Raw genomic sequence first — 26,173 nt, 5'->3', positions numbered from 1 at the left:
CTTAGGAGGTAGGCGTCGCGCCGGAGCAGCCCGGGCCAGACGACTTGATCTTCGTTGTGTCAACACCAGTCTTGGTGCCACTCACGCAGAAGTTGTCAATCTTGAGACCGGACGCGGGAGTGACCGTGAGTGTGACGTTGCTCTGCGTGCCGAGCTTCGTGAGACTCGCGCGAATCTCCGCGTCGGTCTTGTTGAGGCCCAGGTCAGAGGCGACTTGAGACGCCCCATTGGCGATCACGGAGTTGACCGAGCTCTCCTCCGCCTGCGCCTGGAGGCCGAGGAACACAGGGATAGCGACTGCGGCGAGGATGCCGAGGATGACGACGACGACGATGAGCTCGATGAGCGAGAAGCCGGCCTCGCCGGACTCCTCACGACGTGCCTTCTCGGCCTGGATGTAATTGCGGATGAAAGAGCGCATGGTGCGGCTCGCTTTCTCGAGGATGACAGATGACATGACATCCCTGATCCGGACCGCGTTTTCGCCCAGTCGCCCAGTCGTATCAGGCGGGGACGGGTCCGGGGCTTCGCCGGGAACCGCCTCCGCGCACAATCATGAGAGAATTCTCATGTTCGTGTCAAATCAAGATCAGCACAGGGCGAGATCAGTGAATCCTCAGGAGGCTGAGCAGGGTGCACAGCGAATGCGTCACGCGTCCAGCACTTCGAGGTGCACAGTCACTGGCGCGCCGTCGACAAGACTCTCGGCATCCCGCACGGTCTTCTTCAGCGGCAAGACGTACGTGCCCGATCCGGAGCTCGGAAAGATCGACGTGGTCCACGCGGTGTCGCCGATCCGTGCGCGCACCCGCACCGACCCGAACCCGCGGAAGGGCCGCGGGATCTCACGGATGTCGGCGCTCAGCTCGGCGGGCACCTCGGTGAAGAACCATGCCGAGTCCTCACGTGCCGCCCAGCGGAACACCTCGCCGTCGAACTCGACCATCACGGCCACGACCTTACCGCCGCCGCACGACATGCGCCGGTGCGGGCCGTCCCGGCGTCAGAGGTGCTCTCCCGGCGGTCCGCCGTGACGGTCCACGAGTCGCTGCAGGCAGCTCGACCAGCCCTCGACGTGATCGTTCCGCTCCTCGGCCCCGGCGAACCCCGTATGCCGCACGATCACGCGGGTCGCGGCATCCGCCGCAGCCTCCAGGGTGATCTCGACGCCGGTGGTGGACTCCTCCCCCGCCCAACTCCACTCCAGTCGCAGATCGCGCGGCGCAGCGAGGGTGAGCACCCTCGCCTCGACCGCCATGTCCATCGGCGCCGACCTCACCTCCCACCGTCCCCACTCGCGCGGCTCGACGACCGCCGTCGGCTCGAACCGCGGCGGCCAGAACCACTCGGCGAGGCGATGCGACTCGGTGAAGTCCCGCCAGACGGTGTCGACGGATGCCGCAATCAGCGCCTCTTCCGTGAGCTCGTGCATGCTCACACCGTACGCCCCGCGCCCGCGGGCGACCGCGTCAGCGACCGTACTCGGGGGTCCAGTCGTCACCCTCCGGCATCCACTCCGCGACGGACGCGGCGTCGGTCGTCGCCGGCTCGGAACGGCGCCAGGCCGCCCCCTCCGGCCAGCTGGCCGCGAACGTCGACGCCACCTTGAACACGCGCCGCGACAGCCCCGAGAGCGTCTGCACCGGGCGGGCCGACACCGGCATCCTCAGCTGCGGGTCGTACCGCACACCGTCTGAGGATCGGAGGCGGATCGTCAGGTCCAGATCGTCGTGGATGCGCGCATTCCCCCGATCGACCTGGTCGCGCACGCGCTCCCACACGCGGGTGCGCATCGCGAAGTTCGACCCGAACACCAGCGGGATCCCCAGCCACTTCTTGATCCAGTAGTGCCCGCCCCCGATGTACCAGCGCTCGCCGAGGTAGTTCTGCAACGGCGTGCCGCCGTAGAACTCGGCGCTGCCCGTCAGCACGCCGAGCGAAGGATCCGCCACGAACGACCGGACGAGCCGCGCGACCCAGTCGGGGTGCGGACGTGAGTCGGCGTCGAGCCGCGCGATGATGTCGGCGTCCTGCATCGCCTCGTCATACCCTCGGGCGGCAGCAGGCCAGATGCCCACCGCAGACTCGTGCAGCACCACCGCGCCGTGCCGACGAGCGACGGCGGCGGAGTCGTCGCTGCTGGCGTTGTCGACCACGATCACGCGATCCGCGAGATGCGTCTGGACGGCCAGGGCGGCCAGGCACGCGTCGAGGTAAGCGGCGTCGTCTCGGCACGGGATGACCACGGCAAGACGAGGGGCGAGGGACACAAGCCACACCCTACTCCCGCGTTGTCGGGCCACGACGCTACCCTGCCGACATGAGCGGACTGCGCTTCGCACCGGCGAACGAGGCCACCTGGGACGACCTGCAGGCGATCCTCACCGGCGCCGCCGGGCGCTGCCAGTGTCAGCGGCAGCGCCTGGGCGACCACGACTGGTGGTACATGCCGGAGGCCGAGCGCGCCGCGATCCTGCGCGCCGAAACGCACTGCGGTGACCCCCGCGCGGACGAGACGATCGGCATCGTCGCCTATCAGGATGACGAGCCGGTGGCGTGGTGCGCGGTCGACAGGCGCGGCGTCTACGGACGGGTGCGCGGGTCACCGGTGCCGTGGCAGGGTCGCGACGAGGACCCCGACGACGAGTCGGTGTGGGCGATCGCCTGCATGGTCGTGCGGAAAGGACACCGCGGCCAGGGCCTGACGTACCCCCTGGTGGCCGCGGCCGCTGAGCATGCTCGGCTGCGCGGCGCCGCTGCGGTCGAGGCCTACCCGATGCTCACCGAGGGCAAGAAGGTCATCTGGGACGAGCTCAGCGTCGGCGCCGTCGGTCCGTTCCTCGCGGCCGGGTTCCGTGAGATCAGCCATCCCACCAAGCGGCGCCTCGTCATGCGCCTGGACTTCTGACGGCAGACCGCATTCCGGCGAAGCGGGTCTTGAGACCGCTCCCACGATTTGGTTACATTCCCGTAAGTAATCGGCGTCCGCCGCTTCCGCCTCGATGGAGAGGACTTCGCATGGCTGTCCCCGTTCCCCCGCTCCCCGACACCGCCACGGCCTCGCGGGGAGCCCCGCGCGCCGGCCGCATGGCCGCTGCCGTCGTCGGCGCCGCGGCGCTTGTCGCCGGCGCGCTGCTGGCCGCCCCCGCGGCGGCCGCGCCGCCGCGCGCGGTCGATGCCTACCACCCGGACTTCGGTCCGAACGTGACCATCTACTCCCCCGACACCCCGGCGGCCGACATCCAGGCAGACCTCGACGCCCTCCACCTGCAGCAGGTGGATGCCGAGATGAGCACCGCCCGCAAAGCGGTGTACTTCCTGCCCGGGCAGTACGGCACGGCCGACGATCCGCTGCAGGTCAAGGTCGGGTACTACACCGAGATCGCCGGTCTCGGTGCCTCGCCCGAGGATGTCACCGTGCACGGCTCCGTCGAGGTGTACAACCGGTGCCTCGAAGGCGGAGGTACCGGCAATTGCCTGGCCCTGGTGAATTTCTGGCGCACGATCTCGAACCTGTCGATCGACGTCGACAAGGCCGGTCAAGACGGCTGCCGTGCCAGTGCCGAGTTCTGGGCGGTGTCGCAGGCCGTCTCGATGAGACGACTGGACGTCTCGGGCGCCAATCTCTCGCTCATGGATTACTGCACCGCGGGGCCCCAGTACGCCAGCGGCGGGTTCATTGCGGACTCCCGCCTGCCGTTCGTCGTGAACGGGTCCCAGCAGCAGTGGCTGATCCGCAACAGCGAGGTGGCCGGCTGGTCCAACGGCGTGTGGAACCAGGTGTTCTCGGGCGTCGTCGGGGCTCCATCGGAGGCGAACTTCCCCGCAGAGCCGTACACCACGGTCGATCGCACACCGGTCAGCCGCGAGAAGCCGTACCTGTACGTCGACGACGACGGTCGCTACAACGTGCGCGTCCCGTCCGCGGAGCGCCAGTCGCGTGGGATCAGCTGGGCCGACGCGCAGACGCCGGGCCGCAGCATCCCGATCACCGAGTTCTACATCGCGACGCCCGCCGACTCGGTGAAGGACATCAACAACGCTCTGGCCCGCGGTCAGCACCTGATCCTCACGCCGGGGATCTATGACGTCGCGCAGACGATCCAGGTCAAGCGCCCGGGCACCGTCGTCCTCGGACTCGGACACGCGACGCTCACGGCGGTGGGTGGCGCGGTTCCGCTCGAGGTGAAGGATGCCGACGGCATGGTCGTCGCCGGCGTCACGATCGACGCCGGAACGCAGCTCTCGCCGGCACTCCTGCGGGTGGGCAATCCGCACGGCGGCAAGAAGCTGAACCCTCAGGACCCCATCACCCTGAGCGACGTGTACTTCCGGGTCGGCGGCCCGCACATCGGCAAGACGACGACGGCGCTCGAGGTCAATTCCGACCACGTGCTCATCGACCACACGTGGGTGTGGCGTGGCGACCACGGCGTCGAGGGGTTCACGAACGGCGTGAACGGCGACACCGACCGGTGGAACACGAACACCGGCACCAACGGGGTCATCGTCAACGGCGATGACGTGACCGCGACCGGTCTGTTCGTGGAGCACTTCCAGCGCTACAACACCCTGTGGAACGGTGAGAACGGCCGTGTGATCCTCTACCAGAACGAGCTGCCGTACGACCCGCCGACGCAGGCGGATTGGACGCAGCCCGACGGCACCCTCGGGTACCCCGGCTACAAGGTCGCCGACGGCGTGACGACGCACCGCCTCGACGGAGCGGGGGTCTACGTGTTCAACCAGAACAACCCGTCGATCGTCACCTCGAACGGCTTCGAGGTCGCCGAAGCGCCGGGCGTCCGCCTGCACCACATCATGACGGTGAATCTGTCGGCCGGCACGGTTCAGCACGTCGTGAACGGCGTCGGCGGTCAGGCCGACAACACGAACACGGGTACGCCGCAGTTCATCGTCGACTACCCGACCCCCTGAGAGGAGCGGATGCCTCGGCCCGGCGCGCTCGCCCGGGCCGAGGCATCCGGCTCACCAGAGCGGGTGGATCGCCGCACGGAGGTCGCGGTCGTACACCTCGTGCACGGCGCGATCGAACGCCTCGACGTCGAAGCCATCGTCGAGCAGCGCAGCGGCAGCCGCATTGGCCTGTGCCTGTGCCACGTTGCGGGCGCCGGGGATGACGCTCGTGACCCCGCGGCGCGAGGCGATCCACGCGAGCGTCGCGGCCGGCAGTGTCACGCCTGACGGCAGCGACGCGGCGAGCTCCGCCGCGGCCTTCAGTCCGACCTCGAAGTCGACGCCCGAGAACGTCTCGCCGCGGTCGAACGCCTCGCCGTGACGGTTGTACGAGCGGTGGTCGTCGGCCGCGAAGGTCGTCTGAGCCGTATAGCGACCCGACAGCAGACCCGAGGCCAACGGCACCCGAGCGAAGATCGCGACACCGGCGGCTTCGGCAGCTGGCAGCACCTCGTCCAGCGGCTTGAGCCGGAACGGGTTGAAGATGATCTGCACGTTCGTCACGTGCGGGCGGGCGATCGCGGCGAGCGCCTGGGCACTGGTCTCGACCGAGACGCCGTAGGCAGCGATCCGGCCTTCGGCCACCAGCTCATCCAGAGCCTCGTACGTCGCGTCGTCGTCGATCACCGCGGACGGCGGGCAATGCAGCTGCACGAGGTCGAGGGTCTCGACACCGAGGTTCGCCCGCGACCGATCGGTCCAGGCCCGGAAGTTCTCCGGCGTGTAATTCTCCGGCTCCTGTGCCAGGCGGCGGCCCATCTTGGTGGCCACGACGATGTCATGCCCGGCGCGAGCGGCGAGGAAGCGGCCGATGAACGATTCGCTGCGCCCGTCGCCGTACACGTCGGCCGTGTCGAAGAGCGTGACGCCGCTGTCGGCGGATGCCGCAAGCACGGCCGCCGCGTCCTGTTCGCTCACCTGGCCCCAATCCGCACCGAGCTGCCAAGTGCCCAGGCCGATCGCCGAGACGGAGCGGCGAGTGTGTCCGAGTGCGCGCTGCTGCATGAGGGTCCTTCGTGAGCGGAGACGGGTTTCGCCTTCCAGCATTCCACGAGCGCGGGTCAAGAAGGCCGGATCATCCCGCACCGTAGCCTGGACGTGTGACGAACGGCCGCGAAGACAGCGCGCCCGAGGTGCTCGGGATCATCGGCGCCGGTCGGGTCGGTCGGGTTCTCGCGCGACTGGCTGTCGCGGCCGGGTACCGAGTCCTCGTGGCGGGGTCGGGCCGGCCGGCGCGCATCGCTGCCACCATCGGCGCGGTCGCATCCGGCGCCGAGGTCGCCGAGACCGCGGTCGTGGCGTGGGAGGCCGACCTCGTCGTCCTGGCCCTGCCTCTACCCGCACATCGCGGCCTCCCGGCCGATGAGCTTCGCGGCAAGCTCGTGATCGATGCCATGAACTACTGGTGGGAGGCCGACGGCCTGCGGCCCGAGTACGCGGACCTGCGCACTTCGACGAGCGAGATCGTGCAGCGTTCGCTCCCCGGCGCACGCGTGGTCAAGGCGTTCAACCACATGGGCTACCGGGACCTGGATGAGGAGGCCCGCCCCGCCGGCACGCCCGGGCGCAAGGCGATCGCCGTCGCGGGCGACGATGCCGAGGACGTGCGGACGGTGATGCGGCTCGTCGACGACCTCGGATTCGATCCCGTCTATGCGGGGCCGCTCGGCGAGGGGATCCGGCTGGAACCGGGTGCGGAGGCGTTCGGCGCCGACGTGGATGCCACCGAGCTGCGCGCCATGCTGGAGCGTTTCCCGACGTCGCAACGCGGAATCATGGTGGCACGGGCTCGCGGCCGTCGACGTCAGTGAGACCGCCGGCCGACCGTGCGGCAGCCCAGGTCGATGAGGGTGGCACCGACGACGGCCACCACATATGCCAGCAGATCGCGCGGGTCGAACACCGTTCCCAGCACGAGCATGACGGGCGGGAGGCGGACACCCCACTCCAGCGGCAGCCCAGTGAGCTGGAAGAATTCCACGCCGATGCACCACAACGCCGCCACGGCGCCCACCGCCGGTGCCGGCAGCCGCGGGGCGATCAGCACCACGCCCAGATACGCGGCGACGGCGTACAGCACGTCTCCGGCGATGTCGGTGGCCGCGGTATCCGGCATCGCACCGTGGACGACGAGCCCCGCGATGATCGTGACGCACAGGAGGACGCCGGCGATCACGCGCCGGATCAGCGACGGCGGACGGTCGTGGCCTCGGCCGGAGGCATTAGGGCGTGCAATGGGGCGCGTTCGGTCGACCGGCCCGGCCATCACGCGATCACCCCAGCGGAGCGGGCCGGTTCGGCGTAGGCAGCGGCGAGCGTGGAGATCGTCTCATGGGCGTTGAGCCCGCTCGGGTTGGGAACGACCCAGAGCTCGGCCCCGCCGAGGGTCTCTGACTGCCGGCCGGCGACCGCTCGGGGTCGGGCGAACCCCTGGCGGTACGCGGTGAGCCCCAGCACCGCGACGACGCGCGCACCCCACGCCGCCACGTCAGCCTCCAGGCGCTGCGCCCCCTCTCGCAATTCCTGGCGGTTCAGCTCGTCGGCACGGACGGTCGCGCGACGAACGAGACTCGAGATGCCCACACCGGCGTCCAAGAGCATGCGTCGGTCGGCCTCGGGCATGCCGTCATCGCCGATGCGCGGCATCCGAGGGATGATCCCGGCCTGCACGAGCGCCGGATAGAACCGGTTGCCCGGGTGCGCGAACGGCACCCCGGTAGCCGCCGTCCACAGTCCCGGGTTGATGCCGACGAAGACCAGCCGCGGTCGCGACGGCACGAGGTCCTCGATGCTGCGCCCGCGGAACGACTCCAGTTCGGCGCGCGTGAACCCCATGGCTCCAGTCTTGCGCACGAGCCGGCGCTACACCGTGTCGTCGGCCGCCCGGCAGGGTCGGTCGGACGCAGACGCAGACCCGTTCACTCCGGGTCGTTCCCGGTGTCGCGGCCCAGGCGGAAGGGTGTGGTGACACCGGAGTAGGCGACGTGCGTCATGAGGCCCTCCGCGGCGTGCGGCAGGTTGTGACAGTGGTCCATCCAGATGCCGGGGTTGTCGGCGAGGAAGGCGACCTCGTACGTCTCGCCATGCTCGACGTTCAGCGAGTCGACCCACCACGGACTGCCCGACGAGCGCTCGCCGTCACGGGAGAGGACGAGCAGGTGGTGGCCGTGCAGGTGCATCGGGTGCACCTCACCGCTGCTGTTCGAGACCGTCATCACGACGGTGTCGCCCTCGTCGACCATGAACATCGGCACCGCCGGCAGGATGCCGCCGTTGATGGTCCACCAGTATCCCGGCCGTCCGTCCAGGAACCCCGGTGCCCGGCCGATGTCGTAGCGGAACCGCCGGTCGGCCCGCGTGGGATCGAGGCCGGTGTCAGCCGGTGACCCGTACGCCAGCAGATCGACGGCCTGCCGGGGTGCCGGGGCCCGGTCGGCGCGTGCGCCGTCCGGTCCGACGACGAGCGACGCCCCGGGCACCTCCACGCGCGCCGCGCCCGACGCCGGGACGCTCACCTCGAGATCGACTCGACCGCCCGCCGTCAGATCAACCGTCTTGCCGGAGACCGGCGTCGGTCCGCTGAGGTCGTGACCGTCGACGGCGAGGATGCGGAAGGCCGCGCCGGTCACCCAGGCGGAGGTCGGCGTGCTGTCGGTGTTGACCAGCCGCACACGAACTGCCGCACCCGGGGCCGCTTCGTGATGCGCGTCCCCGACGACACCGTTGAGGGTCCGCTGACCTCCCGGGTAGGTGTGCACGACGGCGACTGCGTCCGCCGCACCTTGCACCGCGGACTCGGACGGCGCGCTGCCGGCGGCATCCGCTTCGGGCGCCGGTTCGAGCACGATCGCGCCGAAGAGGCCGCCGACCACCTGCGGGTGCGATGCCTGGTGAGCGTGGTACCAGAACGTGCCGGCCTGTTCCGCGACGAAGCGGTACGTGAAGCTCCGGCCCGCGGGCACGGCATCCTGCGTCACCCCGGCCACCCCGTCCATGGCGTTGGGCACGTCGATCCCGTGCCAGTGCAGCGTCGTGCCGGCCGTCACGTCGTCGTTTCGCAGCACCACCTCCACGAGCTGACCCTGCGTGGCGCGGATGGTGGGTCCCGGGGTCTGGCCATTCAGCGTGAAGCCTTCGAACGGCTCCCCACCGGGCGGGGTCACCTGCTCGGTGCGCGCCACCAGCTCCACCCGCACGTCGGCCGTGCGACCCGGGTCGGCGACGAGCTCCGTGACGTCGACCGGTTGGACGCCCGGCGCAGCCGCCTCAGCCGCCTGTGCGGTATGCGCGCCGTGGGACATGATGGCGTCGTCGGCGCCGGGCCCGCCGCCGTAGTCGGGCTTTCCCATCTGCATCGCCGAGTACGACCCCGGGAGGACGCTCGACCACCAGAGCCAGCCGACGAGCGCGGTGCCGATGAGCGCGAGCACGACGGCGAGCCGGCGGGCGAACCACGCCCACCGGCTCACCGGTGCATTTCTAGGCGGCAGCACCGGCTGCAGCGGGAACGGCGGCGTCGGCGGTCGCCTCGGTACGACGCTTGGACGCGTTCAATCCTGCCAGCAGCGCGGTCGTGAACAGCAGCAGTGCGTTGATGCCGTGCAGGAAGCCCAGCAGCGGCAGACCGTGCCCGAGCAGCCCCAGCGTCACCTGCAGCACGACGAGACCGAGCACCCCCAGTGCGAACAGAACACCGTGACGCACCCTCGCGAAGAACGAGACGATGACCAGCACGAGCGCGAGGGCCGGGATCACGAACATGCCGTTCATCCCGTGGATCATGAAGCCCAGGGCTTCTGCGAACGGCGGCGGGCCCTCCTGCGTGGCCGCATCCACCACTCCGCCTTCCGCGAGGTAGAGGCTGAAGCCGGCGGACGCCCACGCGTGGGACGCCGCCTGCAGCGCGACCAGCGCGCAGATGACGAACGAGATGATTCGATACGCGATGCGCATGGATGCTCCTTGGGTCGGGATTCAACGACCATCCAGAGCGCGTATTTCACGCCGGTGATACATCGTGAGCGGATGCCCGACGCGCTAGCGTCGAGAGCGCGCGTCGGTGGCGCGTCGGAAGGAGGACCGTCGGCATGGATCGGTTCGAGACGATCGTCGTCGGCGCCGGTGTGGCGGGGCTGACGGCGGCACGGCTGCTGGTCGAGGCGGGGCGCGATGTCGTCGTGCTGGAGGCGCGCGACCGCGTGGGGGGCCGGATCTCGACGGACCGGCGGTTCGGACTGACGACCGACCTGGGGGCGTCGTGGATCCACGGCATCACCGACTCCCCCGTCGCCGCCGCCGCGCGGGCGTTCGGAATGCACATGGTCGAGTTCACGGTGGGCGGCTATCAGCCCGACAGCCGCCCGATCGCGTACTACGGCCCCGACGGGCGACGTCTGACGGACGCCGCGGCGCAGGCGTTCGTCGACGACATTCACACCGTGGACACCTCCCTCCTGGAAGCGGTCGCGGCCTCGGCCCCCGATGCCTCGTACCGCGACGTCACGGAGACGGCCATCGCCGCGCAGGGCTGGGAGCCCGAACGGGCCCAGCGCGTGCGGGAGTACCTGGAGCATCGCTCCGAGGAGCAGTACGGCGCATGGATCGAGGACCTCGCCGCTCACGGGCTGGACGACGATGCCATAGAGGGCGACGAGGTCGTCTTCCCCGACGGGTACGACCGGCTGCCGCGCCGGCTCGCCGAAGGCCTGGACGTCCGGCTGATCCATGTCGTCTCACGGGTGCAGTGGTCGCCGGACGGTGTGGTCGTGACCACGGACCAGGGCGTGTTCGCGGCGGGCGCCGCGGTGGTGACGGTGCCGGTGGGCGTGCTCCAGTCCGACGAGTTCGTCATCGAGCCGCCCCTGCCCGAGCCGGTCGCCGGCGCTCTGAGCCGGTTGCGTATGAACGCGTTCGAGAAGGTCTTCCTGCGCTTCCCCACGAAGTTCTGGGACGACGATGTGTACGCGATCCGCCAGCAGGGTCCGCAGAGTCGCTGGTGGCATTCCTGGTACGACCTGACCGCGCTCCACGACACGCCGACGCTGCTCACCTTCGCCGCCGGTCCCGCCGCGGTCGAGACGCGGGACTGGACCGAGGACGAGATCGTGGAATCGATCCTGGTGCAGCTGCGGCGCCTCTACGGAGACCGCGTCGAGGCTCCGACCTCCGTGCACGTGACGGACTGGCAGGACGATCCCTGGACGCACGGCTCGTACGCGTACATGACCGTCGGGTCGACGACTGCAGATCACGACGACCTGGCGACCCCCGTCGGTGGCGTGCTGCACCTGGCCGGTGAGGCGACCTGGACGGAGGACCCTGCGACGGTGCCGGCGGCGATGCTCTCCGGTCACCGCGCGGCCTCCCGCATCCTCGGCCGCGGCATCCCGATCGAAGACCTCTGGGCCGGCCACTGAACCGGTCCTGGCTCAGCTGCGGCCGGGTCCACGTCGGTGGCGGGGCTCACCACTCTCACCGCTGACAGCGTCAGCCATTCTCGTGGCGAGGACGCCGAAGGCCTCGGCCAGCTCACGCGGGGCGACCTGCGTCATGGGAGCGTCGAATCGCGCGAACGCGGCGGCGAGCGCCGTCCACGACCAGGAGCCGAGGACGAGGCGCGTCTGGTCGGGACCGAGCTCTTCGACCACGCCGTCGTCGGCGAACGGGATCACGCGCCGCGCGGGAAGACGCAGCACCGCGTGACCGGTGACGGGCCAGTCCGTGCCACGCTCGCCGCCCTTGAAGCGCGCGGCGACGAAGCGGGCCACATCGCCGCCCGGAACGGAGCGCGGCGTGAACCGGGGGCCGGTCGGGATGCGCGGCTCGAGTCGGTCGATGCGGAACACCCGCCATTCCTCACGATCCAGTTCCCAGCCGACGAGGTACCAGCGGCCCCCACGGAACACCACATGATGCGGCTCCACTCGACGGCGCGTCGAGTCGGCGTGAGCGGCGCCGCCGACGCCGGCGTAGTCGAAGCGGAGCACTTCTCGAGCTCTCACGGCGTCGCTCACCGCGACGAGGACGGCCGCCGGCACGGCGGGATCGGCGTGGGGCGAGACGGCGAGCGTGGTGAATCGGAGGCCGTCGACACGGTGACGCAGCCGCGACGGCATGACCTGCCTCACGGTCGCGAGTGCACGCAGGGATGCCTCGGCCTGCGGGCCGCCGGCGGCGGATGCCGTGCGCAGGGCTACGGCCAGAGCGATGACCTGATCGTCGTCGAAGAGCATCGGGGGCAACTCCGATCCGGCCTCGAGCCGGTAGCCGCCGTCAGGTCCCTTCATCGCGGTGATCCGGTACCCGAGGTCGCGCAGGTTCTCCACGTCCCGGCGCAGCGTGCGCGGGCTCACGCTCAGTCGCTCGGCGAGAAGGCGTCCCGGCCAGTCGCGGCGGGTCTGCAGCAATGACAGAAGCGTGAGCATCCGCGAAGAAGGTCCGGGCATAGCTCGATTCTCTTCAAGAAGCGGCCGGTATGTGACCGCTTCTGTTGCGAGGCTCGCTGTTGCCCCGGCGTCCGGCCGGAGTCAGAGAACAGGAGTCCACATGAGCGTCCACGTCACACCCCACCTCAACTTCCGCGGCGATGCCCGCGCCGCGCTCGAGTTCTACCAGTCCGCGTTCGGCGGTGAGCTGACCCTCGTCACGTACGCCGACATGGGCAACACCGATCCGGCGAGCGCCGACCACCTCACGTTCGGCCAGCTCGCAGCGGCAAACGGCATCCGCATCATGGCCTACGACGTCTACCCGCACCTGCCGTGGGACCAGGGTCAGCACGCGTTCTACGTGTCGGTGCGCGGCGACGACGCGGCGGAACTGCAGGGGTTCTGGGAGAAGCTCGTCGAGGGCGCCACGGTGATCCAGCCGCTCGGCGCGTCGCCGTGGGCGCCCCTGTACGGGCAGCTCACCGATCGCTTCGGCGTGACGTGGGTGCTCGACATCGCGGCACCGCCCGCGTGACGCACCACGGCGGTTGAGGTCGAAGCCCCGGTGAGCGCCTCGCTCACCGGGGCCTTCGGCGGCTGAACGCGACGGGCCGGCTGCGGGCCGCCGTGACAGCTGACTCATGTCTCCGGCGCAGGCGCAGTCGTGGCATCGTGCAGCGCCTGCATGAGCAGCCGGAGCGCGGCCGACCGGCGGCGTCCGCGCCGCGTCGCCAGGCCGACGGACCACGTCGCAGTGACGCCCGCGATGTCGAGCACCGCGAGCTGAGGATGTGCGTCGACGGCGCCATGGGGCAAGAGGCCGACGCCGAGCCCGTCCGCGATGCACTGTGCCAGAGTGCTCACGTCCGTCAGCTCCATACGGACCTCCGAGCGCACACCCCACACGGCGAGCTGGTCGTCCTGCGCACGGCGCATCGCGAAGCCTCGCGGCATCCCGAGCAGGTCGAGCCCGTGGAGCACAGATGGGTCAGCCGGAGCGTGCGGCTTCCCCGACTCACGTCCGTTCGAGACGAGCGGGTGCGTCTCGGCCGCGGCGAACACGTATTCCCCCGAGAAGAGATGCAGGATCTCGATCTCGTCCGGAACCGGGAACGGCAGCACGATGATCGATACGTCGAGAGAGCCGTCCATCACGCCCTGGATGAGCCCAGCGGTGCCGGTCGGGCTGGTCCGCGCCGAGACGACGACCTCGGGGTAGGCCTCGCGGAACGCGCGCAGCGCCTGCCGGATCTCCGCGGAGTCGGAGGTCGCGAGAACACCGAGGTTCACGGTGCCCCGCACCTGGCCGCGGTAGTCGGCCGCCACATCTCGGGCCTCGGCGAGAGCGGCGACGGCTCCGCGGGCTGCCGGCAGCAGTCCTTCACCTTCGCTCGTCAGCTCGACGGTGCGGGGACCCCGGAGGAACAGCGTGAACCCCAGCTCGTTCTCCAGCGACTTGATGGTGGCTGAGACGGCGGACTGAACGAGATGGAGCCTCTCCGCCGCGCGGGTGAAACTCTGCTCCTCCGCCACGGCGAGGAACACCTCGAGCTGACGCACTTCCACAGCGCATTATCTCGGTCGGCGATGGATCCCATCAAGGATCATCGTTGGACGCTCGGCGGCCGCGAGGCCACGCTGTTTCGCGGCGGACATCCCGCCGAATCTCACGGAAACGGGTCAATCCATGTCAGTCACCGAGTTCGAGATCAGCGCCGGGCGCCGAACGGTCCCCGCACCCCGTTCAGGGCGCCGGGCCACCGGCGTCGTCCTGGGGGTCTTCGTCGTGGCCGCGGTCGCGGCATCCATCATCCTGACCGCCGGCCCGGCCGGCACGCTCGCCGTCGCCTTCGCGGGCCTGCTGGCCGCCGCGTCGGCGTTCCTGCTCGGGCGTGGCGCAGACGGGGGGCGTCCACAGCGTTGGGCCGTTTCGGGCGCCGCGGTGGCGGCCGCGGGCGCGATCCTGCACCTCACGACAGGGCTCTCGGCCCTCGCCCTCCTGCTCTCGGCCGCGGGCGCATTCGGCCTCGCGGCCGCCTGCGCGCTCCTGGTGGCCGGGATCCCGAGGGCGCGTGAACCGTGGACGCCCCGGTACCTCCTCCCGGTGCCCCTCGCACTCTCGGTGCGGCGTCGCCGTCCGATGCGGCTCGCCATCACCGCGGCCGTGCTCTCTGGTGCTCTCATCGCGCTGCGCCCGGCGATCGCAGCGATGGCCGGCGAACCGCTCGGGGCGATCGCCGCCGGCGTGGGCGCGGCATCCCTGCTCGTGATCATGTGTGCATCCGTGCGGCTCGCACGTCCGCTCCAGGAAGCCGAGACCGCCGCTGCGGTGCTGGCGGCGGGATGCCTGGCCGTCTTCGGCATCGGAGTGGTCACCGCGGTCGGCCTCGTCCTCTTCCCGGCACCGGTGGCCGCGCTCATCGCAGTGGCAGTGACCGCCGGCGCCGTCGGGGTCGCCGTGCCGCGTGGGACGCGAGCGGCGCGTCTGGCCGACCCGGGAAGGCCGGCGTATCGCACGGCGGTGAGCGGGTACGAGCTGAACAACAGGCTCCGGCCGCAGACGGCGGGTGTCGCCCGGTCCGTCTCCGACGTCGTGGCGCTGATCGAGGATGCCCGCCAGCGCGGTCTGACGGTGCGGACGCACTCGACCGGGCACCGGTCGAGCATGGTGCCGCCCATGAGCGGGGAAGCACTCATCCGTGTGCTTCTGGACGAACCCGTGACCGTCGACCCGCTCACGTCCACCGCGCGGGTGCCCGCGGGAGCGAAGTGGGCCGATGTTCTCGAAGCAGTGGTGCCTCACGGTCTCGGCGCACCGCATGGCTCCTCGGGCGACGTCGGCGTGATCGGGTACCTGCTGCGCGGCGGGCTGAGCTTCTACGGGCGTGGCCGCGGCGTCGCCGCCAACTGCGTGGAGCGGATCGAGCTGGTCGACGCAGAGGGGGTGCTCCGCATCGTCGACGCGGCGAGTGATCCCGACCTGTTCTGGGCGTTGCGCGGCGGCGGAGGCGGGTTCGGGATCGTCACCGCGCTCACGATCCGGCTGTTCCCGCTGACCGAGATCGCGACGGGAACCATCATGTTCGGCCTCGATCGCGCGCAGGAGGTGGCGCGCGCCTGGTACGAGTGGACGCTGGATGCACCGGCGGAGATCTCCACGGCTCTGCGCATCGTCGAGGTTCCGAAGATGCCGGGGATGCCGCGGCACCTGGCCGGGCGCACGTGCATCGTCATCGACGGCGTCGCCCATCGCCTCGGCGATCACACCCTCGATCCCTGGACAGCGGCCCGCACGCTGCTCGATGCGGTCCGGGCGGTCGACGAGCCGCTCTTGGACTCGTGGCGGCTCGCCGCACCTCACGAGGCGCCGCACACGCATATGGACCTGCCGTTCGGCCTCCACCACGCGGCCGACCACCTCATGGTCCGCGACCTCGGACCGCAGGGAATCGCCGCCTTCGTGGATGCCGCGACCCGGTCCGGCATCATGTGCGAGCTCCGTCAGCTGGGCGGGGCGCTCGCGCACGAGCCGACGGACGCCGGCGCGGTCGGTCTGTACGCGGGTGCGTTCGCCTACTTCGCCGGTCGGCTCGGGCCCTCCGACGACGCGGCGCGAGGCATCCTCGACCGGCTCCGTGACACGCTCTCCCCGTGGGACACCGGGCTCGTCGTGCCGACGTTCGCCGCCGATCCGTCCCGGCCCCAGCGGCTGTTCGACGACGACACCTCGCTCCGCGTGCGCGCGATCCGGCAGCATGTCGACCCTGCCGGCGTGTTCGCGGGCGACGTCGTGCCCGACGCCTGAGGCCACAGCGGCGAGGAGGCGGTGTCGCGGCTCAGGACGCGACCTCTGTCTCCTCATCGAGGGGCGGCTCCCCCGGCGCCGGCGCTGGCGGGCATGCACGCCCGACCACTGAGACGAGCCCTCCGGATTGCACTTCGATTCTTCGCGTCTGATTGGCTTCGGCCGCATGCTGCCGCCAGCGTCGGTCATGCGTGACGGTGATCACGGCGCCGGGATAGTCGATCAGTGCGCTCTCCAATTGCTCGACAAGCTCGGGAGCCAGGTGATTCGTGGGTTCGTCCAGCAAGAGGATGTCACTGGGTATCGATACCGCTACTGCGAGCTCGAAACGCCTGCGTTGCCCGATCGACAGCTGGGAGAACGTCAGCTCGAGATCACGGGCAGGAAAGAGACCGAGCCCGAGCAGAGAATCAGCAGCGTCATCGCGATATGCGCTTATCGCGTCAGCGAAAGCGTCGAGGAGCGTCCCCTCGAAGCCCGCAGTGAGGTCTTGCCGCAACCACGTCACACGAAGCGCGGGCCGGTGCCGGATTGCGCCTCGCTCCGGCACAATTTCGCCCGCGAGCACACGCAACAGCGTCGTCTTGCCGGCGCCGTTCGGTCCCGAGACAAGCCAACGATCGCCCTCGCGCACCTCCAGAGATCCGAGCGTGAGTCGGGGACCCCTACTGTCGAGCCCCAGGCTGACCGAGTCCGCAGTCAGCACGAGCTGCATCTCCCGGGCAATCCCGTCGTCTTCCATCAGCGGCGTGGTGGCGAACGAGGGCGCAAACCTCAGCGGCGACGGCGGCGGCGGTGCCGGGCTCGCTCGGAGGCGGGCGACACGCTCCTTCGCCTGCTTGATTCGACCTGCCGCGCCATGATCGCTGTTGCGTGCCCGAAAAGCGCCATGCCCGAACACGGCTCGTGTCTGTTTCCGGGGTATGCCGTCGAGGCGGAACGAGTTGGCCGCGACGAGCGCTTCGTTCCTTGCCAGATCGATTCGCCATGCCTGGTGCTCGTTCAGCAGCCGTCTCCGTTCTGCGTCTCGCGACGCCAGGTACCCGGCGTACCCATCGCCGTACCGGCGCAGTGCGCCGTGCTCGACGCAGACGATGTCCGTCGCGAAGCGTTCAAGCAGCGCGCGATCGTGCGTCACGATCACCAGGGCCCCCTGATGGCGCGCAAGCCGTTCCTCCATCCAGGCGACACCAGCGTCATCGAGGTCGTTCGTGGGCTCGTCGAGAAGGAGTAGTTCCGCCTCGGACGACAACGCTGCCGCGAGCGCGAGCCGCGCCCGCTCCCCGCCGGAGAGCGAATCGACCGGACGCTCTCGGTCGATGCCCCCCAGCGAAAGCTGGTCGAGGGCGGAGTCGACGCGCTGGTCGAGGTTGTAGCCGTCTCTCGCCTCGAAGCGGTCCATCGCGGCGCTCAGCTCTTCGAGGAGACGGGCCTGTTCGTCTCCGTCAGCGCCGGCCAGTTTCTCGGCGGCTTCCTGCATCTCAGCCTCGATGCGACGGATATCAGCGAGCAAGTCGTCGAGCGCTTCGGCGACGGTCGCTCCGGGGCGGAACTTCGGTCGCTGTTCAGCCACGGCGAGCCCTCCCGGCAGGTGGGCCACGCGTTCCCCCGCAGTGAGCGAGACGGCTCCCGCGAGAGCGTGCAGAAGCGTCGACTTACCAGAACCGTTGTCTCCGATCACCGCGAGACGATCGGCCACACCGACGGCAAGGTCGACGCCGTCGAGCACGGTTCGGTCAGCGAAGCGGACCGTTGCCCCGTGAAGCCCGCAGGCTCGGTGCCGACGACTCGCGGGCGCGGCCGTGCACTGACGTTCGGACGATGAATGGGTCATCACAGCACTCCTCTCCGCGTCCCGCGGGCGATGACCCGGTGGATCGCGGCACGTGCGGTCCCTGAAGGACGCGCACACATGTACGGGACCTCGCGCCTACAGCGTTCGATCGCTGGGCGCGCATAGGACCCGCCGCGGAGAAACTCGACGCGGCGTCCCGTACTAAGAAGCCAGGGTACCCATGCGAAGCACCCTATCAGGGCCTGTCAACGGGCCGCCCACCGGTCGCCCGGCCGACCGGCCGTTCGGCGTGTGCACGCCGTCTCCTGCTCCGGCTCGAAGCGCGAGACGAGGGCGACCCACGAACGCCGGCCACGCACGACGAAGCCCTGATGAGAATCTCTTCTCAGAGGAGGGCACCGGCTCGAAGCCGGTGCCCTCCTCACTTCTTGACCGTCGGGCTCCGTGCGTCTGTGAAGTCCTTCACGTGGGGTGGTGTCCCGGCCGGCGCACCGACGACCGGTACGCCAGCCTTCGTCAGGCGGCTGATTCCGCCTGCGATGCGAGGTAGGTCCTGCCCGCGGCGGCGATGGCCTCCACGACGACCTCCGGCCGGGACACGCCGATGGCGTGCGACGCGCCGGCGACCTCCCAGGTCTGACGCGACTGCGCCCGAGCCGCGCCGGCTCGGTGCACGGCGACGGGGATGTTGAGATCCGCGTCGCCGAACACGTGCCACGAGGGGATGTCCTTCCACGCGGGGGACGCGGTGGGCAGGCCGTCTGTGAGAGCGGCTTCGGTGACCGGTCGCTGCGTGGCTGCCATCAGCGCTGCGGTGGCAGCCGGCACGTCCGCGGCGAACTGCTGGTGGAACGCGTCGGGGCGGATCACGAACTCGTTGCCGCCGGTGGCCACCGGGTAGGCCGCGAGGGCGTCGCCGAGCGTCGAGCCCGGCTCGCTGGCGGACAGTGCGAAGGCGCTGTCACCGGTCTCGGGAACGAACGCGCAGACGTATACCAGCCCGACCACGGCAGGGTTCTGTGCGGCGGCCTCGCTGATCACCAGCCCACCGTAGGAGTGCCCGACGAGGACGACAGGGCCATCGACCGACGCGATGACGTCGCGGACATACGCGGCGTCGCCGGCCAGGCTTCGAAGCGGGTTCGCGGCAGCGACAGCGGTCACACCGCGAGCGTGGAGCTGGCCGATGACGCCATTCCAGGATGCGGACTCGGCGAAGGCGCCGTGGACGAGGACGATGGTGGGGTTCTGAGCGTTCATGCGGGTTTCTTCTTTCTCTGTGTTCAGCGGGTGCTGAAGGCCTTGCGGAGGATGTGGATGGCCTGTTCGATGGCGGCCGTGGAGGCGGTGGATCCGCGCAGCGGGTTGAGCATCATGAAGTCGTGGATGGTGCCGTCGTAGCGCACAAGCGTGGTGGGGACGCCGGCGTCGATGAGCTTGCGGCCGTATGCCTCTCCCTCGTCACGGAGCACATCGTTCTCGTCGACGATGAGGAACGTCTCCGGCAGACCCCTGAGCTCGTCGTTCGAGGCCTGGAGCGGCGAGGCGGTGACGTCGGATCGCCGGGAGATGTCGGGAAGGTAGTTGTCCCAGAACCAGGCCATGGCGTCTGCGCGGAGGTGGAAGCCCTCGGCGAACTCCCGGTAACTCACCGTGTCCATCCGCGCGTCGGTGACGGGGTAGTACAGCGACTGGTGGAGGAATGCGACGTCGCCGCGCTTCTTGGCGAGGATCGACAGCACGGCGGCCATGTTCCCGCCGACGGAGTCGCCGGCGACGGCGAGGCGTGATGCGTCGAGGCCCTTCTGGTCGCCGCTCTCGGTGATCCACCGAGCCGTGGCGTATGCCGTGGATGTACAGCACGACGGGCAGCCGAGCGGCTGCACCCGTCGGCTTGACGATCCGCACCCTCACGTCGCCGACCGCGGCCGGCACGGTGATCCACTCCTCGTCGACGGGCAGCAAGTCGGTGGGGGCGGCCTGCACGTCGTCGAGCAGTCTTCTTGCCCCGTCGACACCCCGTTCCACGAGCGTGGGCGGTGTTGCGGCGGCTTCAGCGAATGCTCGCGCTTCTGGTTGCAGAGTGTGTTCGGTCATGTCCCAGCCTTCCCTGGAGTTGTGATCCGGTATCGGAGCCGTCGATCACGGCTTGCAAAGAACGACCACACGGCGACGCGACGTGTGACACCAAGTGAGAGATCTGTGCCACTGCGAGCCAGCTGTCACAGACGGGATGGCCGCACTGTCCTCGAGGGAGCCGGACGCCGTGGCGCGTGAGGAGTCGACCCGGCGTGTCACACATCGCCCGTGCGGACGGTCACACTATCGAGCCGCACCCGCGAGCCGTAGAGGAGACGACCACATGGCCGACGAACCGACCGACGCTGCTGCCGTGCGCAGTGCGTTGGGTACGGAGCTGTTCGTGCTCCAGTCAGCGGCCAGTTCGACGATCAGCGAAGCCGGCACCCGATCGGCGATCTACCTCTCGACGCTGTCCGGCGGTCTGGTCGCGATCGGATTCGGGAGCTCATCCCCGCCGCTGCTGCAGGTCCTGACGCTGACCGTACTCCCGACTGTGTTCGCGTTGGGCTGGTTCACCGTCGTGCGACTGGTCGACACGAGCGTGGAGAACATCATCGCTCGACGCCGGATGAGGCGCATCCGGGGCTACTTCGCGTCACTCGACCCGCTCGGCGCTCTGATAGAAGCAGACGACCCGAGGACGACCGGCGAACTGGGTGTCCGCTATCTCAACTCGTCGTACCTGTTCACCATGGCCACCATGGTCGCGACCGTCAACGCCGTGCTCGGTGGCGCGATCGTCAGCCTGTTGCTCGCCCTGATACCCGGCGTCGCTCACTTCGCTGCAGTGTCGATGGGGATCGTCGTGGGCGTTCTCACTCTCACCGCCACTCTCCGATACGAACGACGGCGGATCAGGTCCGTCTCGCGTGATCCCGATCGCGAGCCATGAAGCCGCAACAGACGCGGAGGTAGCCGCGACGCCGAAGTGGGGGGTGGCGTCTTCGCCGACACGCAGAAGGCCCGGAGACTCTTGCGAGTTTCCGGGCCCTTCTCTGTCGGGATGACAGGATTTGAACCTGCGACCCCTTGACCCCCAGTCAAGTGCGCTACCAAGCTGCGCCACATCCCGATGCCCCCGCTCGCGCGCGGACAACTCCCCCATCCTACCCGCTGCGCACGCGCCTCGCGAACACGCGCACCGACCGGGCGTGCCGCACAACCGCCGTCGACCCGTCACTCGCCGTCGGCTCCGCGGTCGCGCCCGCGTGGGCCGGCCTTCAGGTGGCGCAACACGCCGCAACGCCCGCGCCGAAGCAGCAGAACGCGACACCCGAAGCGCCGCGCAGAGTCGAGGAGGCCTCGCAACGGGGCGGCGCGGCGCGGGCCCGGTGTCGGAAGGGGGCGTTAACGTCGCGGCATGGCGAACATCACCATCGAACCGGCCACCGCGAACCGCTTCGACGACGCACAGCACGCGCTCAGTGGTGGAGGCGACGGTCACGGCTGCCAGTGCCAGTGGTGGATGATGCCGAACAGCCAATGGCAGTCGACGACGATCGAGCAGCGCGCAGACATGCTGCGCGACGAGATGTCGGCACAGCCGGCGCCGGCGCTCATCGCCTACGTCGACGGGGAGGCGGCCGGCTGGGTGCGAGTCGGGCCGCGGACGCGGCAAGTGCGACTGGCGCGCACGCGCAACTTCGCCGCGAACTCCCAAGAGCCGTGGGATGACGAGTCGGTCTGGGCGGTGAGCTGCTTCGTCGTCCGCAAGGAGCACCGCAATCAGGGCTTGAACGCGCGGTTGCTCGCGGCGGCAGTGGACTTCGCTCGTGCGGGCGGCGCACGCGTCGTCGAGGCCTACCCCTTCGACCCGAACGCCGGCAAGAAGATCCCGGTCAACGACCTGTACCACGGCGTGCTGTCGACCTTCCAGGACGCGGGATTCCGCGAGGTGGCTCGACCGCAGCCCCACCTCGCGATCGTCTCCCTCGACCTGGCGGGCTGATTCCGCCCCGGCCCGTGCGGACGGATGCCTCATCCGCCGCAGTCGCCCGAGCGCGCTCGCCCGCGCATGCGACGATGGTCGTGCCCCAGCTGCTCGAGGGGCGACCGAGGAGGATCATGCGGCGGCTCTGGATCGGGTTCATCCCCTATGTCGCCGTGTCGCTCGTCCACGTCGTCGCTCTCGCTGTCGACGGCGCGGACGCGCTGGCGGCGACCACGAAGCTCGCGCTCATGCCACTGCTCGCGGTCGCGATCGTGTGGGCAGCCGCCGGCTCCGACTGGACGCGCGCGCACACTCTGGCCGTCGTGGCGATCGGGCTCTCCTGGCTGGGCGACGGCGCCGAGACCTTCGTGCCGTGGCTGCCCACCGTCCCGATGATGCTGCTCTTCTTCGGCGTCGCGCACCTCTGCTACATCTGGCTGTTCTGGCGGATGCTCGCCGTCCGCCGGGTGCCGCCGTGGGCAGCGGTGTACGGCGTGTGGTGGGTCGCGCTGCTCGCGGTGCTGTGGCCGCACCTGGGCGGTCTCGCCGTCGCCGTCGCGATCTATGGCCTCGTGCTCGGCGGCACCGCGTTGGCGGCATCCCGCTGTCATCCATTCATCGCCGGGGGCGGCGCGTTCTTCCTCGCCTCGGATTCCATCCTCGCGTTCCGGCTCTTCCTGCCCGACGCGACGCCGGCATGGACGAGTCCGCTGGTCATGCTGACGTACTGTCTGGGGCAGGGGCTCATCGCGGCCGGGGTGCTCGTGAGCGTCCGCACCCGGCGCGTCGTGGTGATGCGAAGGGCAGCCGCGTGAGCGTCCCCACCCCGGCCGGTCCGTCCGTGCGGGTCGACGCGTGGCTGTGGGCTGTGCGGATCTACAAGACGCGCTCCGCGGCGACCGCGGCGTGCCGTGCCGGGCACGTGCGCGTGGGCGGTGAGCGGGCGAAGGCGGCCCAGCCGGTGCGGCCGGGTGACGAAGTGCGCGTGCGGATCGACGGGTTCGATCGACACCTCGTCGTGCGCCAGCCCATCTCCAAGCGCGTCGGCGCACCGCTGGTGGCGGCAGCCATGGAGGATCGCACTCCCCCTCGCGACCCCACGCCGGTCATGGCGCAGCGGGATCGGGGCGCAGGTCGGCCCACCAAGCGGGAGCGGCGTGAGATCGACCGGCTGCGCGGGCGCGATCAGCTCTGACGGAAACCGCGGCCAGTGGCCGGCCTCAGTCGTCGAGCAGGTCCAGCAGCCAGCGCGCGCCGCGCGCCACTGCTCCGGCATCCGTCACCCGCTGCGCGAGCCCGCGATCGCTCGTCACGACGGTCACGACTCTGCCGGCCACGACCGCCCGTTCGGCGGCGACGGCGATCGCGTCGTCTCCGGATGCCTCGGCCCGCACGACGTCGACCCCTCGGGCTTCCGCGGCTGAGCGCGCCTGCCCCTCCACGACCGCCGTCCACTCGGGAAGCCACGTCTGCTCACCGAGGTCCAGCGCCGCAGCGGGGATTCCCACGTCCGAGATCCCAGCGATGCGCTCGATGAGCCGGGATGCCGCGCCGGCGCGGTCGCGCCACCAGCCGTCGGGAACCGAGCCCACCACGTTGGCGACATCCACGATCACTGCGGGGCGCACGTCGAGCACGCCGCGCAGGCGGTCCCACGACGCGGCGAACCCGGGATGCAGCGGATAGTCCGCGACCTCGGCGACAGGCACCCAGGCGAGCTCGCGGCTCTCGGGGTCGCTGATGGTCGGCTCGAACGGATCCACCACGTCGCCCACCACCGTCGTGTAGCTCCAGTAGCCCAAGTCCAGCACGCTGAGAACGCGCGGCTGCACGGCGGTTCGAGGAACCCCGGCCTCCTCGGCGGCCTCCCGCAGCGCTCCGTCGCAGGCCGACTCGCCCTCGTGGCGCGCACCGCCGGGCAGCGCCCATGTGTCGCCGAAGTGGCTCCACGACACCCGGTGCTGCAGCAGCACGCCACGCTCCGCATCCACCGCGAGCAGGCCCGCAGCGCCGAAACGGCCCCAATAGCGCTCCCCCGTGGGCGCGACCACCCACGCGTCGCCGGGGTCGCGCGGACCGTGCGGACGGCGCGGCTCGTCGGGACCAGGGGGTTGGATCGTCACCCTGCCAGCCTGTCACACCACCGTGCCACGGGGTCCCGACCGGACCGGCCGCCGTCATCCGAAGACTCGCGACAATGGAGCGCATGGCATACGACCTCGACGATGACCCGGTCCGCATCCAGCGTGACGTCGTGTGGGAATGGCTCTCCACCGAGGCCTACTGGGGACGCTGGCGCACGCGCGAACAGATCGAGACGCAGCTCGACACCGCCTGGCGGGTCGTCGGCGCGTACGACCGAGACAGCGGTGCGCTTGTCGGCTTCGCGCGCGCCGTGTCGGACGGTGTGGGGTTCGCCTACCTCGCCGACGTCTTCGTGCTGGACGCCCACCGCGGAAACGGTCTGGGAGCGTCCCTCGTCCGGTTCATGATCGACGATGGCCCGGGTGCCGACATGCGGTGGGTCCTCTTCACGAGCGACGCTCACGGCCTGTACCGCAGGTTCGGGTTCACCGAGCCCGATGCCACCGCCATGGTGCGTCCGGCGCGCGTCTGACTCAGCGCTGGCGGCGCTCCCGCACGCGCATGTTGATCACGATCGGCGTGCCCTCGAAGCCGTACAGCTCCCGCAGCCGGCGCTGGATGAACCGGCGGTATCCCGGATCCAGGAAGCCCGTCGTGAACAGCACGAAGGTCGGCGGGCGGGTGGATGCCTGCGTCCCGAACAGAATGCGCGGCTGCTTGCCGCCCCGCACCGGGTGGGGGTGCTCGGCGACCAGCTCGGTGAGGAACGCGTTGAACTTCCCCGTCGGAATGCGCTGATCCCACGACTCGAGCGCGGTCTCCAGCGCCGGCACCAGCTTGTCGAGATGGCGTCCGGTCCGCGCGGAGATGTTGACGCGCGGCGCCCACGAGACGTGCGCGAGGTCCTGTTCGATCTCCCGCTCCAGGTACCGTCGCCGGTCCTGACCGTCCATGTCGTCGTCGTTCAGGCGATCCCATTTGTTGAACGCCAGCACGAGCGCACGGCCCGACTCGAGCACGAGATCGATGATGCGCACGTCCTGCTCGCTGAGCGGCTGGGTGACGTCGAGGACCACGACCGCCACCTCCGCCTTCTCCAACGCAGCTGACGTGCGCAGCGCGGCGTAGAAGTCGGCACCCTGCTGCAGATGGACCCGCCGACGGATGCCGGCGGTGTCGACGAAGCGCCACATCTTGCCGCCGACCTCGACGACCTCGTCGACGGGGTCGCGGGTGGTGCCGGCGAGTTCGTTCACGACGACGCGCTCCTCGCCGGCCGCCTTGTTCAGCAGCGAGGACTTCCCGACGTTCGGTCGACCGAGGATCGCCACGCGCCGCGGCCCGCCGATCTCGTGCTTGGCCACGGCAGAGACGTCGGGCAGTACCTTAACGACCTCGTCGAGGAGGTCGGCGACGCCGCGCCCGTGGATCGCCGACACCGGATGCGGCTCGCCGAGCCCGAGGTTCCAGAGGGCAGCCGCCTCCGGCTCCTGCCGTGCGTCGTCGATCTTGTTGGCGACGAGGAACACCGGCTTGCGCGCTTTGCGGAGCAGACGCACGACGTGCTCATCGGTCGAGGTGGCTCCGACCATCGCATCGACGACGAACAGTACGACGTCGGACAGATCGATGGCGACCTCGGCCTGGGCGGCGACGGAGCGATCGATGCCCTTCGCGTCGGGTTCCCAGCCGCCGGTGTCGACGAGCGTGAACCGTCGGTCCATCCACTCGGCCTTATAGGTCACGCGATCGCGGGTGACACCGGGGGTGTCTTCCACGACGGCCTCGCGCCGCCCGAGGATGCGGTTCACCAGCGCGGACTTGCCGACATTGGGCCGTCCGACGATGGCGACGACCGGGAGCGCGGGGAGGAACTCGATGCCGTCCTCGCCACGGACGATGCCCTCGAGGAGCGCGGCATCCTCGTCGTCGAGGTCGTAGTCCTCCAGCCCGGCGCGCAGAGCGGCGGCTCGCTGCTCGGCGAGGTCGTCGTCCACAGCCGCGAGGTTCTCCTCGAGGTTGTCGTCGCCGGCGTCGAACTCGTCGAAGTCGGTGTCGTTGTCAGCGGCCAT

The 26,173-nt window shown here is 70.0% G+C and carries 27 protein-coding genes and 1 tRNA gene; 11 read left to right on the top strand and 17 right to left on the bottom strand.

Features of this window, described 5'->3' with window-relative positions:
- Window position 1: 1 nt before the first annotated feature.
- The 4 genes from C9992_RS18530 to C9992_RS00535 all read right to left on the bottom strand — a co-directional run bounded on the left by C9992_RS18530 (window position 2) and on the right by C9992_RS00535 (window position 2,270).
- The gene (locus C9992_RS18530; protein WP_327316445.1) at window positions 2–457 is read right to left on the bottom strand and encodes a type IV pilin protein; all 456 of its coding nucleotides are present in this window, start codon (window positions 455–457) and stop codon (window positions 2–4) included.
- A 192-nt stretch (window positions 458–649) separates the two neighbouring features.
- Window positions 650–946 (bottom strand): DUF1905 domain-containing protein, encoded by a 297-nt coding sequence (locus tag C9992_RS00545; RefSeq protein WP_407662215.1) that lies wholly within the window; start codon window positions 944–946, stop codon window positions 650–652.
- A gap of 57 nt (window positions 947–1,003) precedes the next feature.
- Window positions 1,004–1,432: an SRPBCC family protein gene (locus C9992_RS00540; protein ID WP_106813662.1), complete on the bottom strand. Its 429-nt coding sequence runs from the start codon at window positions 1,430–1,432 to the stop codon at window positions 1,004–1,006.
- A 37-nt stretch (window positions 1,433–1,469) separates the two neighbouring features.
- Window positions 1,470–2,270: a glycosyltransferase family 2 protein gene (locus tag C9992_RS00535; RefSeq protein ID WP_235007885.1), complete on the bottom strand. Its 801-nt coding sequence runs from the start codon at window positions 2,268–2,270 to the stop codon at window positions 1,470–1,472.
- Window positions 2,271–2,320: 50 nt separating this feature from the next.
- On the opposite strand from C9992_RS00535, the gene C9992_RS00530 reads away from it, so the two are divergent.
- Both C9992_RS00530 and C9992_RS00525 read left to right on the top strand, forming a co-directional pair.
- Entirely contained in the window at window positions 2,321–2,908 is a 588-nt protein-coding gene (locus C9992_RS00530; protein WP_106813660.1) for a GNAT family N-acetyltransferase, read from the top strand.
- A 110-nt stretch (window positions 2,909–3,018) separates the two neighbouring features.
- Window positions 3,019–4,938 (top strand): glycoside hydrolase family 55 protein, encoded by a 1,920-nt coding sequence (locus C9992_RS00525; RefSeq protein WP_235007883.1) that lies wholly within the window; start codon window positions 3,019–3,021, stop codon window positions 4,936–4,938.
- A 51-nt stretch (window positions 4,939–4,989) separates the two neighbouring features.
- On the opposite strand, the gene C9992_RS00520 is transcribed toward C9992_RS00525, so the two are convergent.
- Window positions 4,990–5,982 carry an aldo/keto reductase gene (locus tag C9992_RS00520; RefSeq protein WP_106813659.1) on the bottom strand — a complete coding sequence of 331 codons (993 nt, stop codon included), beginning with the start codon at window positions 5,980–5,982 and terminating at the stop codon, window positions 4,990–4,992.
- Between the two features lie 95 nt (window positions 5,983–6,077).
- Here C9992_RS00520 and C9992_RS00515 point away from each other — a divergent pair, with 95 nt between their 5' ends.
- Window positions 6,078–6,788 carry an NADPH-dependent F420 reductase gene (locus tag C9992_RS00515; RefSeq protein WP_106813658.1) on the top strand — a complete coding sequence of 237 codons (711 nt, stop codon included), beginning with the start codon at window positions 6,078–6,080 and terminating at the stop codon, window positions 6,786–6,788.
- On the opposite strand, the gene C9992_RS00510 is transcribed toward C9992_RS00515, so the two are convergent.
- From C9992_RS00510 to C9992_RS00495, 4 genes are all read right to left on the bottom strand, one after another.
- Window positions 6,782–7,153 (bottom strand): ribosomal maturation YjgA family protein, encoded by a 372-nt coding sequence (locus tag C9992_RS00510; protein ID WP_235007881.1) that lies wholly within the window; start codon window positions 7,151–7,153, stop codon window positions 6,782–6,784. The two genes, C9992_RS00515 and C9992_RS00510, sit on opposite strands and share 7 nt — an antisense overlap.
- Window positions 7,154–7,242: 89 nt before the next feature.
- Window positions 7,243–7,812 carry a mismatch-specific DNA-glycosylase gene (locus tag C9992_RS00505; protein ID WP_106813656.1) on the bottom strand — a complete coding sequence of 190 codons (570 nt, stop codon included), beginning with the start codon at window positions 7,810–7,812 and terminating at the stop codon, window positions 7,243–7,245.
- A gap of 83 nt (window positions 7,813–7,895) precedes the next feature.
- On the bottom strand, window positions 7,896–9,446 hold the full coding sequence (locus tag C9992_RS00500; RefSeq protein WP_235007880.1) for a multicopper oxidase family protein: 1,551 nt from the start codon (window positions 9,444–9,446) through the stop codon (window positions 7,896–7,898).
- Window positions 9,447–9,456: 10 nt separating this feature from the next.
- The gene (locus tag C9992_RS00495; RefSeq protein WP_106813655.1) at window positions 9,457–9,930 is read right to left on the bottom strand and encodes a hypothetical protein; all 474 of its coding nucleotides are present in this window, start codon (window positions 9,928–9,930) and stop codon (window positions 9,457–9,459) included.
- Window positions 9,931–10,064: 134 nt separating this feature from the next.
- Between C9992_RS00495 and C9992_RS00490 the strand changes: the two genes are divergently transcribed.
- Window positions 10,065–11,393, top strand: a complete 1,329-nt coding sequence (locus C9992_RS00490; RefSeq protein WP_106813654.1) for a flavin monoamine oxidase family protein — start codon at window positions 10,065–10,067, stop codon at window positions 11,391–11,393.
- A 12-nt stretch (window positions 11,394–11,405) separates the two neighbouring features.
- Here the strand turns inward: C9992_RS00490 and C9992_RS00485 are convergent, their stop codons facing one another.
- Complete coding sequence (locus C9992_RS00485) at window positions 11,406–12,422, bottom strand: helix-turn-helix transcriptional regulator (RefSeq protein WP_200826192.1); 1,017 nt, start codon at window positions 12,420–12,422, stop codon at window positions 11,406–11,408.
- A gap of 100 nt (window positions 12,423–12,522) precedes the next feature.
- Between C9992_RS00485 and C9992_RS00480 the strand changes: the two genes are divergently transcribed.
- Window positions 12,523–12,939 carry a VOC family protein gene (locus C9992_RS00480; RefSeq protein ID WP_106813652.1) on the top strand — a complete coding sequence of 139 codons (417 nt, stop codon included), beginning with the start codon at window positions 12,523–12,525 and terminating at the stop codon, window positions 12,937–12,939.
- A gap of 104 nt (window positions 12,940–13,043) precedes the next feature.
- On the opposite strand, the gene C9992_RS00475 is transcribed toward C9992_RS00480, so the two are convergent.
- Complete coding sequence (locus C9992_RS00475; protein WP_106813651.1) at window positions 13,044–13,970, bottom strand: LysR family transcriptional regulator; 927 nt, start codon at window positions 13,968–13,970, stop codon at window positions 13,044–13,046.
- A 121-nt stretch (window positions 13,971–14,091) separates the two neighbouring features.
- Between C9992_RS00475 and C9992_RS00470 the strand changes: the two genes are divergently transcribed.
- The gene (locus C9992_RS00470) at window positions 14,092–16,209 is read left to right on the top strand and encodes an FAD-binding oxidoreductase (RefSeq protein WP_106813650.1); all 2,118 of its coding nucleotides are present in this window, start codon (window positions 14,092–14,094) and stop codon (window positions 16,207–16,209) included.
- Between the two features lie 31 nt (window positions 16,210–16,240).
- Here the strand turns inward: C9992_RS00470 and C9992_RS00465 are convergent, their stop codons facing one another.
- The 3 genes from C9992_RS00465 to C9992_RS00455 form a co-directional block, all read right to left on the bottom strand.
- On the bottom strand, window positions 16,241–17,938 hold the full coding sequence (locus C9992_RS00465) for an ATP-binding cassette domain-containing protein (protein ID WP_200826191.1): 1,698 nt from the start codon (window positions 17,936–17,938) through the stop codon (window positions 16,241–16,243).
- A 582-nt stretch (window positions 17,939–18,520) separates the two neighbouring features.
- Entirely contained in the window at window positions 18,521–19,264 is a 744-nt protein-coding gene (locus tag C9992_RS00460) for an alpha/beta fold hydrolase (protein ID WP_106813648.1), read from the bottom strand.
- Window positions 19,265–19,287: 23 nt separating this feature from the next.
- Window positions 19,288–19,890, bottom strand: a complete 603-nt coding sequence (locus C9992_RS00455) for an alpha/beta hydrolase (protein ID WP_235007878.1) — start codon at window positions 19,888–19,890, stop codon at window positions 19,288–19,290.
- Window positions 19,891–20,366: 476 nt separating this feature from the next.
- Between C9992_RS00455 and C9992_RS00450 the strand changes: the two genes are divergently transcribed.
- Window positions 20,367–20,978, top strand: coding sequence for a hypothetical protein (locus tag C9992_RS00450; protein WP_106813647.1), 612 nt, complete (start codon window positions 20,367–20,369; stop codon window positions 20,976–20,978).
- 106 nt (window positions 20,979–21,084) lie between these two features.
- Here the strand turns inward: C9992_RS00450 and C9992_RS00445 are convergent.
- Window positions 21,085–21,158, bottom strand: a tRNA-Pro gene (locus C9992_RS00445).
- Window positions 21,159–21,446: 288 nt separating this feature from the next.
- Here C9992_RS00445 and C9992_RS00440 point away from each other — a divergent pair.
- The 3 genes from C9992_RS00440 (at window position 21,447) to C9992_RS00430 (ending at window position 23,211) form a co-directional block, all read left to right on the top strand.
- Entirely contained in the window at window positions 21,447–22,034 is a 588-nt protein-coding gene (locus C9992_RS00440; protein WP_106813646.1) for a GNAT family N-acetyltransferase, read from the top strand.
- 116 nt (window positions 22,035–22,150) lie between these two features.
- Entirely contained in the window at window positions 22,151–22,831 is a 681-nt protein-coding gene (locus tag C9992_RS00435; protein WP_106813645.1) for a lysoplasmalogenase family protein, read from the top strand.
- Window positions 22,828–23,211: an RNA-binding S4 domain-containing protein gene (locus C9992_RS00430; RefSeq protein WP_106813644.1), complete on the top strand. Its 384-nt coding sequence runs from the start codon at window positions 22,828–22,830 to the stop codon at window positions 23,209–23,211. Before C9992_RS00435 ends, C9992_RS00430 begins: the two co-directional genes overlap by 4 nt.
- A gap of 25 nt (window positions 23,212–23,236) precedes the next feature.
- Here C9992_RS00430 and C9992_RS00425 read toward each other — a convergent pair whose 3' ends face one another.
- On the bottom strand, window positions 23,237–24,139 hold the full coding sequence (locus C9992_RS00425; RefSeq protein ID WP_106813643.1) for an NUDIX domain-containing protein: 903 nt from the start codon (window positions 24,137–24,139) through the stop codon (window positions 23,237–23,239).
- Window positions 24,140–24,213: 74 nt separating this feature from the next.
- Here C9992_RS00425 and C9992_RS00420 point away from each other — a divergent pair, with 74 nt between their 5' ends.
- Window positions 24,214–24,633 carry a GNAT family N-acetyltransferase gene (locus C9992_RS00420; RefSeq protein WP_106813642.1) on the top strand — a complete coding sequence of 140 codons (420 nt, stop codon included), beginning with the start codon at window positions 24,214–24,216 and terminating at the stop codon, window positions 24,631–24,633.
- A gap of 1 nt (window position 24,634) precedes the next feature.
- Here the strand turns inward: C9992_RS00420 and der are convergent, their stop codons facing one another.
- The gene (gene der, locus C9992_RS00415; protein WP_106813641.1) at window positions 24,635–26,173 is read right to left on the bottom strand and encodes a ribosome biogenesis GTPase Der; all 1,539 of its coding nucleotides are present in this window, start codon (window positions 26,171–26,173) and stop codon (window positions 24,635–24,637) included.

It is taken from the genome of Microbacterium timonense, from assembly GCF_900292075.1.
Taxonomy (GTDB): Bacteria; Actinomycetota; Actinomycetes; order Actinomycetales; family Microbacteriaceae; genus Microbacterium; species Microbacterium timonense.
Note: the sequence above shows the minus strand (reverse complement) of the source record. Positions and strands in the feature narration are given on the sequence as shown.